Here is a 12,135-nt window from a genome sequence, read left to right on the forward strand (position 1 = left end):
TGGAGGAGTTGTCATGGCCGAGGCCTACATCGTCGAAGCGGTCCGCACCCCGGTGGGCCGCCGCAAGGGAGGACTGGCGTCCGTCCACCCGGCCGACCTCGGCGCCCATGTCCTCAAGGCCCTCGTCGCCCGCTCCGGCATCGACCCCGCCGCCGTCGAGGACGTCGTCTTCGGCTGCCTCGACACCGTCGGCCCGCAGGCCGGCGACATCGCCCGTACGTGCTGGCTCGCGGCCGGCCTCCCCGAGGAGGTCCCCGGCGTCACGATCGACCGCCAGTGCGGCTCCTCCCAGCAGGCCGTGCACTTCGCGGCACAGGGCGTCCTGTCCGGCACCCAGGACCTGGTCGTCGCGGGCGGCACCCAGAACATGTCGATGATCCCCATCGCCTTCGCCTCCCGGCAGGCCGCCGAACCCCTCGGCCTGACCGACGGCCCCTACGCCGGCTCCGAGGGCTGGCGCGCCCGGTACGGGGACGCCCCCGTCAACCAGTTCCACGGCGCCGAGCTGATCGCGAAGAAATGGGGCATCACCCGCCGTGACCAGGAAGAATTCGCCCTCCGCTCGCACGGGCGCGCGCTGCGGGCGATCGACGAGGGCCGCTTCGAGCGGGAGACCGTGCCCTACGGGGACGTGATCGTCGACGAGGGCCCGCGCCGGGACACCAGCCTGGAGAAGATGGCCGGGCTGAAGCCCGTCGTCGAGGGCGGCACCATCACCGCCGCCTGCTCCTCCCAGGTCTCCGACGGCGCCGCGGCCATGCTCCTCGCGAGCGAGCGGGCCGTACGGGAACACGGCCTCACCCCGCGCGCCCGCGTCCACCACCTCTCCGTCCGCGGCGAGGACCCGATCCGGATGCTCTCCGCCCCGATACCGGCCACCGCGTACGCGCTGAAGAAGACCGGCATGACGATCGACGACATTGGCCTGGTCGAGATCAACGAGGCCTTCGCCCCCGTCGTCCTCGCCTGGCTGAAGGAGACCGGCGCCGACCCCGAGCGGGTCAACGTGAACGGCGGCGCGATCGCACTCGGCCACCCGCTGGGCGCCACCGGTGTGAAGCTCATGACCACCCTCCTCCACGAACTGGAGCGCACGGGCGGCCGCTTCGGCCTCCAGACCATGTGCGAGGGCGGCGGCCAGGCCAACGTGACGATCATCGAACGGCTGTGACGCCGCCGCCCACACCCGCCAGCCGCACCCGCACCCGCCGCCCGCGCCCGCCAGCCGCACCCGCCGGTCCCCCGGTGTGACGCTCGTCGCCGTCCCGTCCAGCGGGCGGGGCGGCGTGCTAAGGTTCCAGAGTTGCTAGTTTTGGTACCCATGAACTTTATGTGCGCCTGACGGGAATGTTCCTTCAGGCGCAGTTTTGTTTTCCGGACTCTCCGGGATGGGACCCTTACCTATTCAGGAGAAAATTATGGCCACCGGAACCGTGAAGTGGTTCAACTCGGAAAAGGGCTTCGGCTTCATCGAGCAGGACGGCGGCGGCGCCGACGTCTTCGCCCACTACTCCAACATCGCGACCTCCGGCTTCCGTGAGCTGCAGGAAGGCCAGAAGGTCTCCTTCGACGTCACGCAGGGCCAGAAGGGCCCGCAGGCGGAGAACATCCTCCCCGCCTGATCGCCGTACGCGTTTCTCGCAGCCGGGGCCCGCACCGCGCAGGTGCGGGTCCCGGCTCGCGCTGTGCTCAGGCCCAGGAAGGCATTTCCCCATGACTCGCTCCGAAAAGCGGCCCCGCAGGGCCGCGGACTCCTCTTCCGGAACCCCGTCCGGAAATGCCTCGGGCCGCCCCGCGCGCGGCTCCGGCACCCGTACCGCGTCCGCCTCCGGTACCCGTAGCGCCTCCGGTACCACCGGCGCCCGCCGCGGCTCCGCCGCCCCGAAGGGCAAGGCCAAGGCCGCCGGCCGTGGCCGCGGACCGGCCACGCCTCCGCCGCCGCGTGAGTTCACCCTCCCCGAGACGCTGACGCCCGCGCTGCCCTCCGTCGAGTCCTTCGACGCCCTCGACATGCCCGCGGCCCTCGTCAAGACGCTCGCCGCCCAGGGCGTGACCGAGCCGTTCCCGATCCAGGGCGCCACCCTGCCGAACTCGCTCGCCGGCCGGGACATCCTCGGCCGCGGCCGTACCGGCTCCGGCAAGACCCTCGCCTTCGGCCTCGCCCTGCTCGCCCGCACCGCGGGCCGCCGCGCCGAGCCCAAGGCCCCGCTCGCCATGGTCCTGGTGCCCACCCGCGAGCTCGCCCAGCAGGTGACCGACGCCCTCTCCCCGTACGCCACCTCCGTACAGCTGCGCCTCGCGACCGTCGTCGGCGGCCTGTCGATCACCAAGCAGGCGAACTCCCTGCGCCGCGGTGCCGAGGTGCTCGTCGCGACGCCGGGACGGCTCAAGGACCTCATCGAGCGCGGTGACTGCCGGCTCGACCAGGTCTCGATCACCGTCCTCGACGAGGCCGACCAGATGGCCGACATGGGCTTCATGCCGCAGGTCGTCGCGCTGCTCAAGCAGGTCGAGCCGGACGGCCAGCGGATGCTGTTCTCGGCCACGCTCGACCAGAACATCGACCGTCTCGTCAAGATGTTCCTCACCGACCCCGTCGTGCACTCCGTCGACCCGTCCGCGGGCGCGGTGACGACCATGGAGCACCACCTGCTCTACGTCGCCGACGAGACCGACAAGAAGGCCGTCACCACCCGGATCGCAGCCCGCGACGGCCGCACGATCCTCTTCCTCGACACCAAGCGGGCCGTGGACCGGCTGGTCAAGCGGCTCCTCGCCAGCGGCGTGCGGGCCTCCGGACTGCACGGCGGCCGCTCCCAGCCGCAGCGCAACCGCACCCTGGACCAGTTCAAGAACGGCCTGGTCACCGTGCTGGTCGCGACCAACGTGGCGGCCCGTGGCATCCACGTCGACGACCTCGACCTGGTCGTGAACGTCGACCCGCCGATCGACCACAAGGACTACCTGCACCGCGGCGGCCGCACCGCCCGCGCCGGCGAGTCCGGCAGCGTGGTCACCCTGGTGCTGCCCGAGCAGAAGCGGGACATGGGCCGGCTGATGTCGAACGCCGGCATCAACCCGCGTACGGCCCAGATCAAGTCCAGCGACGAGGAGCTGACGCGGCTCACCGGCGCCCGCGAGCCGTCCGGCGTCCCGGTCGTCATCGAGGTCCCGCAGCCGACGCAGCCCGCGCAGGCCCGGAACGGGGGACAGCGCTCGCGCCGCGGTGGCGGTGGCGGTGGCGGCCGTTCCCGCTCGGGGGCTTCGGCGGCATCGGCTGCTTCGGGAGCCAACGGCCGTACGGGTACGGGCGGTTCGGCCACCCGTACCCGCAGCGGTGGCGGCGGCCGGCGCCGCAGCGGCGGCGCCTAGCCGACCAGCCGGTCCTGGAGCTCCGCCAGCGTGCGCAGCTCCAGGCCGAGGCCGTCGGTGAGGTAGCGGAACAGACTCCCGTACGCGGTACGGACCTCGGCAAGCGCGGTGTCCAGGTACTCGGTCCGCACCTCCTGGAGGGGGATGATCAGGTCCGGGTTCTGCATGAGCCCGCCGTGCTTCAGCCCCTCCCGCACCCTCGCGTCGTACGCGGCGCGGAAGGTGTTGGAGGCCAGATAGTCGTCGACGGCCGTCTGCTCCGGCACGCCGAGGACCGTGAGCAGCAGGTAACTCGTCCAGCCCGTACGGTCCTTGCCCGACGTGCAGTGGAAGAGCGAGGGCGGCCCGCCGGCGAGTTCGCGCAGGGTCTGCCCGAACCGTGCCCGGTTCTCGGCGCTCGTGACGAAGGTGCGGTACACCTCGCGCATGAAGGCGGCGGCCCGCCCGCCGCCGAGCATCTCCTCCTGCCGTACCGGATCGCGGGAGCCGATCACCGCCAGCAGCTGCCCGAACAGGCCGTTGTCGGTGACGGGCCGCGACAGCGCGACGAGCCCGGCGGGGAGCCGGTCGGCGCCGTCGTACTGGACCTCCAGCGGGATCCGGAAGTCGACGACCCGGCCCAGGCGCAGCCCGGCGAGCGTGGTCACATCGGTGTCGGTGAGCTTGCTCAGGGCGTCGGCCCGGTAGACCAGACCGTGCCGGACGCGGCCACCCGTGTAGCTGAGGTATCCGCCCAGGTCACGGACGTTGACCGCGCCCTGGAGCGGGATGTGCCGGATGGCCGTGACGTGGGGACGGCGCCGTGGCGCCGCGACGGACGGCGCGGTGGCCGCCGTGAGCACGGCGGCGGTGGCGGTGGACAGCAGTGCGCGTCTCGAAAGGGGCATGACCGAACTCCCATTGCCGAACTCCCGTGTCGGGAGCGAGGGTTCACCCTGGTGTTGGCAGGGTGCGGAGCACGTGCGCGGCCTCCGACACGACTCGCAGGACGAGTTCTTCACAGCTCGGCAGGTCCTCGATGAGGCCCGCGACCTGTCCGGAGGCCATGACGCCGAGGTCGGTGCGGCCCTCGACCATGGATGCCTTGAGGAGCATGGGGGTGTTCGCGGCGAGCAGGACCTGGCTCCACGACAGGTCCTTGCCGTGTTTCATCGCGAGCCCGTCGCGGACCATCCGCGACCACGACAGGCCCGAGATCTTCCGGAAGCCGGCCGCCCGGCGGACCGCCTGCGCCAACGCCCGTACGCGGCCCGCCCGTTCGAGGGCGGCGACCATCTCCGTACGGAGCATCCGGTGCGGCAGCCCGTCGACGGCCGTCGTCACCGTCACGTCCTTGACCGTCGCGGCCAGGTACCGCGCCTTGACGGCGTCGGGGACGGTGGAGTCTGAGGTGAGCAGGAAACGGGTGCCCATGGCGATGCCCGCGGCCCCGTAGGAGAGCGCGGCGACCAGGCCGCGGCCGTCGTGGAAGCCGCCGGCCGCGATCACCGGGATGCCGACCGCGTCGACCACCTGCGGCAGCAGCACGGTGGTGGCCACCTCGCCCGTGTGCCCGCCGCCCTCGCCACCCTGCACGATCACCGCGTCCGCGCCCCAGGCCGCGACCTTCTCGGCGTGCCGCCGTGCCCCGATCGAGGGGATGACGACCACGCCCGCGTCCTTCAGCTCGGCGATCAGCTCACGGGACGGGGCGAGGGCGAAGGAGGCGACCCGTACGCCCTCGTCGATGATGATCCGCACCCGCTCGCGGGCGTCGCCCGCGTCCGCGCGCAGATTGACCCCGAAGGGTGCCTCCGTACGGGACTTCACCTCGCGGACGGCAGCCCGCAGCTCGTCCACGGTCATCGTCGCCGAGGCGAGGACGCCGAGCGCGCCCGCGTTCGCGGACGCCGAGACGAGCCTAGGACCGGCGACCCAGCCCATCCCGGTCTGCACGATCGGGTGGCGGATCCCGGTGAGCTTCGTCAGGGCGGTCTCGAAGGAGGCGGTCATCCGGCCCGTACCTCCCGGTCGCGCAGCCCGCCCGGGTCGATCACCTCGCGGATCAGCCGCAGCTCCTCGGCCGTCGGCTCGCGCGTGTACGGGACGTCGTCGCCGATCACCAGATCGAAGCCGGTGGCCTGCCTGACCTGCTCCAGGGTGACGCCCGGATGGACGGAGGCGAGCCGCATCGAGCGGTCGGGCGTCTCGAAGTCGAAGACGCCGAGGTCGGAGACGACCCGCGGGATCCGGTGGAAGCGCGTGGCCCCGGCGGCGGCCGCGCGGTCGTACCCGACGCCGCTGACCATGTCCACGCGCTCGACGAAGACCCGGGGCGAGTGCCGGGGGATCCAGTAACTGACCGGATTGTTCAGGGTGTTGACCGGTGCCCCGCGTACGCCCAGGAGCTGGCGGGCGGGGCGGGACCAGTCGCCGATGCAGGAGATGTTCTGGTTGCCGTGCCGATCGATCTGGCTCGCGCCCATCATGACGTGCCGCTTGCCGCCGGTGACCATCGTGAGATGGCGCCGGTACGGCAGCCAGCCCTCGACCTCCCCGTCGAGGCCGACGAGCATCGCCTCGCCGTCGGTCAGCAGCAGCTCGGGGGCGAAGGAGCGCTTGGCGAGCCGGGCGCCGAACGAGGAGACCGGGGCCATGGCGGCGGCGAGGACCTCACCGTCGCCGCGCCAGGCCTCGGCGCAGGCGACGACGCAGTACTCGGCGCGGGTGGGCGGGGGAAGAGGGGCGCGACTGATCATTGCTGCTCCTCGTGCCAGGTCCGTACGGCCTGCTGGTAGTCGTCCTCGCTCTTGCCGGACAGGAACCGCTCCGCGAACTCGGGCCAGGGGGTGGTGGCGTACAGCTTCTGGAAGGGCTCGTCGCGGCCGTGGTCGGGCGCGCAGGAGGTGAAGTGCGCGCCGTTCGGGGTCTCGACGACCCCGGTGACGGAGTGCCGGCCGACGAGCAGGGTCTGTGGGGCGGCGTCCCCGAACCCGTCGACCAGCTCCTCGCAGGAGACGTAGGCGGTGTCGGCCGCCTCGCAGAAGAGGTCGTCGAAGTACGGATCGGGGCCCAGGTACTGGCCGTTGCCGAGCCGGTCGGCGCGGTTGAGGTGGACGAGGGCCGCGTCCATGCGCAGGGCGGGGACGGCGACGAACGTCTCCCCGTCCTCGTACGGTGACGTGACCGTCCGCAGCTCGGGGTTGACCGTCATCACGTCCGAGCCGAGACCGGCCCGGACGGGCAGGAAGGGCAGCCGGTTGGCGGCCGCGTGCAGGCCCCACATGAACATGGCCTCGTCGAGTTCCGTCATCTCGAAGGCGCCGCGCTCGCGGGCGGCGCGGAAGTGGGGTTCGAGGGGGATGGAGTCCAGGGTGGTGAAGGCGGCGACGAGCCTGCGGATACGGCCGGCGGCGGCGAGCAGGCCCACGTCGGGACCGCCGTAGGAGATCACGGTGAGATCGGTGATCTCGGACCGGAGCAGCGCTCTGACCAGAGCCATCGGCTTGCGGCGCGAACCCCAGCCGCCGATGCCGATCGTCATGCCGCTGCGCAGCCGGCCCGCCACCTCGTCGGGGGTCATCGTCTTGTCGGTCACCGTTGTCCGTCCTTCCCGAAGGTGTCGCGGACGCGGTCGGCGACACCGTTGAGGTTGGCCTCGAAGGTGAAGCCCTGCTCGAAGCGGTAGCTGCGGCGCACATCCACCGGGTCGATGCCGTTGATGGCGGCCTTGGCGAGGCGGATCAGACAACCGTCCTTCCGGGCGATCTCGCCCGCCAACTCAAGGGCCGCGTCGAGAAGTTCGGAGCGCGGAACGACCTTCCAGACCGAGCCGTGCGCGTGCAGTTCGGCGGCGGTGGCGGTGCGCGAGGTGTAGTACAGCGCGCGCATCAGATGCTGCGGGACGAGCCGGGCGAGGTGGGTCGCGGCGCCGAGCGCGCCCCGGTCCAGCTCGGGCAGCCCGAAGGTGGCGTCCTCGGAGGCGACGATCGCGTCCGCGTTGCCGACGAGCCCGATCCCGCCGCCCAGACAGAAGCCCCCGACGGCCGCGACGACCGGGACCTCGCACTCGTACACCGCCGAAAAGGCCTCGGCGCAGCCGTGGTTGGCGCCGATGAGCGCGCTGTGCCGCCCGGTGCCGTGTTCGCGCTGCATCTCCTTGATGTCCACGCCCGCGTTGAAGCCGCGCCCCGTGGCGGCGAGCACCACACAGCGGACCTCGGGGTCCCGGCCGGCCGCGCGGACGGCGTCGGCGAGGTCGTACCAGCCCTGTACGGGCAGGGCGTTGACGGGCGGGAAGTCGACGGTGACGAGCGAGATGCCCTTGGCGGGGCGTGAGGTGGAGACACCCATGAGCGGATCAGCTACCTTTCCACCAAACATTTGTTAGGTGACTGCTCGGTGAGGAAAGGTAGCAGCCGATGGAGCTGGACGGGAGGGTCGCGGTCGTCACCGGCGGCACGCGCGGGGTCGGCGCGGGCATCGCCCGGGCCTTTCTGCGCGCCGGGGCGCGGGTGGTCGTCTGCGCGCGCAGGCCACCGGACCGGGCTGTGACGGCGGGCGGCCGCGCGGCCGACTTCACCCCCCTCGACCTGCGGGATCCCGCGGCCGTCGGCGCGTTCTTCGCGGACGTCGGCGAGCGGTACGGGCGGCTCGACGTACTCGTCAACAACGCCGGCGGCACGCCGTACGCGCTGCTTGGGGAGAGGGAAACCGAACGGCACGCGCGGGTCGTGGAGTTGAACCTGACCGCCCCGCTGACCGCCACCCTCGCCGCGTACGGACTGCTGCGGGCCTCCCGGGGCGCCGTCGTCATGATCGGCAGCGTCAGCGGGACCCGACCCTCGCCGGGCACGGCCGCGTACGGCGCCGCGAAGGCCGGTCTGGAGAACCTGGCGCGCTCGATGGCGGTGGAGTGGGCTCCTGAGGTGCGGGTGAACACCCTCGTCCTCGGCATGGTCCGCACCGAGCTGTCCCACCTCCACTACGGCGACGAGAACGGGATCGCCGCCGTCGGCGCGACGGTCCCGCTCGGTCGGCTCGCCGAACCCGCGGACGTGGGGGAGGCGGCGGTGTTCCTCGCCTCCGAGCGGGCCGCGTACGTCTCGGGGGCGTCGCTGCTGGTGCACGGGGGCGGCGAGCGCCCCGCGTTTCTGGATGCCGCAACGGTCAACAAGGAGAGCTGAGATGGGTCTGTGCGAGGGTCGGGTCGTCATCGTGACGGGCGCGGGACGGGGACTGGGGCGGGCCCACGCCCTCGCCTTCGCCGCGGAGGGGGCGCGGGTCGTCGTCAACGACCTGGGGGTCGCGCTGGACGGGGCGGCCTCGGCCGAGTCGCCGGCGGAGCAGGTCGTGGCGGAGATCCGCGCGGCCGGCGGCGAGGCCGTCGCGCACGGCGGCGACATCGCCACGCAGGAGGGGGCGGCCTCCCTGGTCGGCGCCGCCCTCGCCTCGTACGGGCGGCTGGACACCCTCGTCAACAACGCGGGCTTCCTGCGCGACCGGATGCTCGTGAACCTCGGCGAGGACGACTGGGACGCGGTCATGCGGGTCCATGTGAAGGGGCACTTCCTGCCGCTGCGGCACGCGGCCGCGCACTGGCGGGCGGAGGCGAAGGCGGGACGCGAGGTGGTGGCGCGGGTCGTCAACACCACGTCGGGCGCGGGCCTGTCGGGCAGCGTCGGGCAGGGGAACTACGCGGCGGCCAAGGCCGGGATCGTCGGCCTGACGCTCGTCGCGGCGGCCGAGATGGGCCGGTACGGGGTCCAGGTCAACGCGATCGCCCCGGCCGCCAGGACCCGGATGACGGAGCAGGCCTTCGCGGGCTTGGAGGGCGTACCGGAGGACGTCTCGCCGCTGGTCGTCTGGCTGGGCTCGGCGTCCTCGGCGGGCGTGACCGGCCGCGTCTTCGAGGTGGAGGGCGGCCGGATCACCGTCATGGAGGGCTGGCGGCCCGGCCCCACGGCGGACAAGGGCGCGCGCTGGAGCCCGGCGGAGGCGGGGGAGGCGGCGCTGAAGCTCCTCGCGGAGGCGGAGGTCCCGAGGCCGGTGTACGGCGCTAGTCGGTGACGCCGGGGTCGGTGAGGGGCTGGTCGGGTACGCCGGGGTCGGTAAGGGGCTGGTCGGGTACGCCGGGGTCGGTGAGGCGCTTGGTGGCCTCGCGCTGGCGGGCGGTCGCGCCGGTGAGGAAGCGCGTGACGGTGACCAGCTCCTCGGTCGTGAACTCCTCGTAGAGTTCGTGCACTTCACGCGCCCAGTCGTCGAAGAGCGGCGCGAGCTCGGCCAGTTTCTCGGGCCGGGGTTCGATCAGCACCCGGCGCTTGTCCGTCGGGTGCTTCACCCTGCGGACGAACCCCTTGCGCTCCAGGCGGTCGACGAGGCCGGTCACGGAGGCGGGGGCGAGACCGGAGTGCTCGGCCAGCTCCTTGGCGGTGAGCGCGCCGTGGCGCTGGAGGAGGTCCAGGGTCTTGGTCTCGGTGGCCCCGAGGTCCTGCTTGGCCGCGACCGCCGAGTGGAAGGCGACGGAGGCCGCGCTGGAGTCGCGGCCGGCGGCGGTGAGGGCGGCGATGACGTCGGCGCGCTGCGGGTGCTCACTCATGGTCCCAGTTTTACACAAGTCTTTCGTTCGGTCGTACGAAAGACTTGTGATCACGGGTGGTCATGTGTCAATTTTTATTTCGTTAGGTCGAACGAAATAAATTGGAGGGGCATGCGATGTCCGCGACCACCGTCACCACCACGACCACCGGTGACCCCGTCACCGTCCACCCGCGCCGCTGGGCCGCCGCCGTCGTCATGATGGTCGCCGCCCTGATGGACCTGATCGACGTCACCATCGTCAATGTCGCCCTGCCCTCCATCGGGCACGGGCTCGGCGCCTCCGAGAGCGCCCTGCAGTGGACCGTCTCCGCGTACCTGCTGGGCTTCGCCGCCACGCTGATCGTCGCCGGACGGCTCGGCGACCGCTACGGACGCAAGGCGCTCTTCCTCGCCGGCACGGCGGGCTTCGGCGTGGCGAGCCTCGCCTGCGGGATCGCCCAGACGCCGGGCCAGCTGATCGCGGCGCGGGCCGTACAGGGCGTCACGGCGGCCGTCCTGATGCCGCAGGTGCTCGGCTCGTTCCACAGCCTCTTCCAGGGCAAGGAGCGCGGCAAGGTGTTCGGGATGTACGGGGCGGTGGCCGGCCTCGCCTCCGCGCTCGGGCTGCTGCTCGGCGGGGTGCTGACCGACGCGGACCTGTTCGGGCTCGGCTGGCGCAGCGTCTTCCTGGTGAACGTCCCGGTCGCCGTGGTCACCCTGGCCGCGGCCGCCGTCCTCGTACCGGCCACGCGGGAACGCTCGGCCGTCCGCCCGCCCGTCCTCGGCAGCCTCGTCCTCGCGGGCGGTCTCGTCGCGATCGTGCTGCCGCTGGTCCAGGGGCGTGAACACGGCTGGCCGCTGTGGGGCTGGGCGCTGCTCGCCGCCGGGGTGCTCGCGGTGGCCGGGCTCGCGGCGCGCGGCTCGGTGCTGCCGGGGCGGACGTTCCGCATCCCCGCGTTCTCGTACGGGCTCGCGGTGCAACTGCTGTTCGCCCTCGGGATGCAGGGCTTCTTCCTCGTCTTCGCGATCTGGCTGCAGGGCGGGCAGGCATACGCGCCGCTGGAGGCGGGCGTCCTCATGGTCGCCTTCTCGGCCGGCGGCTTCCTCACCGCCCCGGCGGCGGACCCGCTGGCGCTCCGCTTCGGCCGGTTCGTCCCGGCGGCGGGCGCGCTCCTGATGGCGGGCGGCTTCGGCTGGGTCTGGCACGCGACGGCCTCCGCGGCCGAGGTCCACACCGGGGCCTGGCCGCTGGTCCCGGGGCTGGTCGTCGCGGGCGCGGGCCTCGGCTTCCTGGTGGTCCCGCTCGTCAACATCGTCCTGTCGTCGGTGCCGGGGGAGATGGCGGGCGGCGCGTCCGGGGTCTTCTCGACGGCGCAGCAGTTCGGCGGGGCGCTGGGGGCGGCGGCGATCGGCACCGCGTTCTTCGCGGACCTGTCGATCGACGCGGCGATGCCGTGGGTGCTCGCCGCGTACGCCGCGGCGGCGGTCCTGAGCCTGCGGCTCCCGGCGCGAGCGGTCGCGTCCTGACGCGCCGCGGCCCTGGAGGGGCGGGGCGGGGCCTTCCCCCGCCCCGCCCCTCCCGCTCGTATCTCGTATACGGCCGGGGCGCGTGGGGGCATGGCGTACGCGTGAGAGGTGCACACGCCGCCCCCACATCCGGCGGATGAGGTTAACGTCCGGAAAATTGACGGCAGTTGGGGTGTCCGAGTCGGGTCTACGCGCGTCAGCATGCTGTGCATGCGAATCCCCCCACGGTTCACCGTCATCGGCGGCGTCGCCGCCCTCCTCTCGGCCCTCGCCCTCGGCGCCCCGGCCACCGCGGCCGTCGCCCCGGCCCCCACGCCGGCCGCCGTGTCCTTCTCGGCCGCCGCCGTCGGAGACATCTGCTACTCCGACCTGCCCTCCCAGGCCCACGACACCCTGCGCCTGATCGAGGCCGGCGGACCCTTCCCGTACACCCAGGACGGCAGCGTCTTCCAGAACCGCGAAGGCATCCTCCCGGCCCACTCCCTCGGCTACTACCACGAGTACACGGTCAAGACCCCGGGCAGCCCCACGCGCGGCGCCCGCCGCATCGTGACCGGTGAGTCGTACCAGGAGGACTACTACACCGCCGACCACTACGCCTCGTTCGACCTCGTCGACCACAGCTGCTGACCCGCGCGACGCCCACCCAGCCCCCGGTCCGTGGTCGGACCCCCCACT

At 72.6% G+C, this 12,135-nt stretch carries 13 protein-coding genes; 7 read left to right on the forward strand and 6 right to left on the reverse strand.

The features are described 5' to 3' along the window. The first annotated feature begins 13 nt into the window (after window positions 1-13). From FDM97_RS09670 to FDM97_RS09680, 3 genes are all read left to right on the forward strand, one after another. Entirely contained in the window at window positions 14-1,171 is a 1,158-nt protein-coding gene (locus FDM97_RS09670) for an acetyl-CoA C-acetyltransferase (protein WP_137989991.1), read from the forward strand. Window positions 1,172-1,418: 247 nt separating this feature from the next. Further along, on the forward strand, window positions 1,419-1,622 hold the full coding sequence (locus tag FDM97_RS09675) for a cold-shock protein (RefSeq protein ID WP_137989992.1): 204 nt from the start codon (window positions 1,419-1,421) through the stop codon (window positions 1,620-1,622). A 91-nt stretch (window positions 1,623-1,713) separates the two neighbouring features. Then, window positions 1,714-3,372 carry a DEAD/DEAH box helicase gene (locus FDM97_RS09680; protein WP_137989993.1) on the forward strand — a complete coding sequence of 553 codons (1,659 nt, stop codon included), beginning with the start codon at window positions 1,714-1,716 and terminating at the stop codon, window positions 3,370-3,372. On the opposite strand, the gene FDM97_RS09685 is transcribed toward FDM97_RS09680, so the two are convergent. Genes FDM97_RS09685 through FDM97_RS09705 form a run of 5 tightly spaced genes read right to left on the reverse strand, consistent with a single transcriptional unit; the run spans window position 3,369 to window position 7,704 of the window. Further along, entirely contained in the window at window positions 3,369-4,259 is an 891-nt protein-coding gene (locus tag FDM97_RS09685; protein ID WP_137989994.1) for a tyrosine-protein phosphatase, read from the reverse strand. The two genes, FDM97_RS09680 and FDM97_RS09685, sit on opposite strands and share 4 nt — an antisense overlap. A 43-nt stretch (window positions 4,260-4,302) precedes the next feature. After that, complete coding sequence (locus tag FDM97_RS09690) at window positions 4,303-5,364, reverse strand: NAD(P)H-dependent flavin oxidoreductase (protein WP_137989995.1); 1,062 nt, start codon at window positions 5,362-5,364, stop codon at window positions 4,303-4,305. Beyond that, on the reverse strand, window positions 5,361-6,110 hold the full coding sequence (locus tag FDM97_RS09695; RefSeq protein WP_137989996.1) for a CoA-transferase subunit beta: 750 nt from the start codon (window positions 6,108-6,110) through the stop codon (window positions 5,361-5,363). Before FDM97_RS09695 ends, FDM97_RS09690 begins: the two co-directional genes overlap by 4 nt. Then, window positions 6,107-6,949 (reverse strand): CoA transferase subunit A, encoded by an 843-nt coding sequence (locus FDM97_RS09700; RefSeq protein ID WP_137989997.1) that lies wholly within the window; start codon window positions 6,947-6,949, stop codon window positions 6,107-6,109. The genes FDM97_RS09695 and FDM97_RS09700 overlap by 4 nt, the downstream gene beginning before the upstream one ends. After that, window positions 6,946-7,704, reverse strand: coding sequence for an enoyl-CoA hydratase family protein (locus FDM97_RS09705; protein ID WP_137989998.1), 759 nt, complete (start codon window positions 7,702-7,704; stop codon window positions 6,946-6,948). Before FDM97_RS09705 ends, FDM97_RS09700 begins: the two co-directional genes overlap by 4 nt. 68 nt (window positions 7,705-7,772) lie before the next feature. Between FDM97_RS09705 and FDM97_RS09710 the strand changes: the two genes are divergently transcribed. After that, window positions 7,773-8,537, forward strand: a complete 765-nt coding sequence (locus FDM97_RS09710) for an SDR family oxidoreductase (protein WP_137989999.1) — start codon at window positions 7,773-7,775, stop codon at window positions 8,535-8,537. A 1-nt stretch (window position 8,538) separates the two neighbouring features. Further along, on the forward strand, window positions 8,539-9,420 hold the full coding sequence (locus tag FDM97_RS09715; RefSeq protein WP_137990000.1) for an SDR family oxidoreductase: 882 nt from the start codon (window positions 8,539-8,541) through the stop codon (window positions 9,418-9,420). On the opposite strand, the gene FDM97_RS09720 is transcribed toward FDM97_RS09715, so the two are convergent. Beyond that, window positions 9,410-9,949: a MarR family winged helix-turn-helix transcriptional regulator gene (locus FDM97_RS09720; protein ID WP_137990001.1), complete on the reverse strand. Its 540-nt coding sequence runs from the start codon at window positions 9,947-9,949 to the stop codon at window positions 9,410-9,412. The two genes, FDM97_RS09715 and FDM97_RS09720, sit on opposite strands and share 11 nt — an antisense overlap. Before the next feature lie 116 nt (window positions 9,950-10,065). On the opposite strand from FDM97_RS09720, the gene FDM97_RS09725 reads away from it, so the two are divergent. Together FDM97_RS09725 and FDM97_RS09730 are read left to right on the forward strand one after the other, a co-directional pair. Beyond that, window positions 10,066-11,457, forward strand: a complete 1,392-nt coding sequence (locus FDM97_RS09725) for an MFS transporter (protein ID WP_137990002.1) — start codon at window positions 10,066-10,068, stop codon at window positions 11,455-11,457. A 210-nt stretch (window positions 11,458-11,667) separates the two neighbouring features. Then, complete coding sequence (locus FDM97_RS09730) at window positions 11,668-12,087, forward strand: guanyl-specific ribonuclease (RefSeq protein WP_137990003.1); 420 nt, start codon at window positions 11,668-11,670, stop codon at window positions 12,085-12,087. Window positions 12,088-12,135: the final 48 nt, after the last annotated feature.

Origin of the sequence: Streptomyces vilmorinianum, from assembly GCF_005517195.1 — a bacterium.
GTDB lineage: Bacteria > Actinomycetota > Actinomycetes > Streptomycetales > Streptomycetaceae > Streptomyces > Streptomyces vilmorinianum.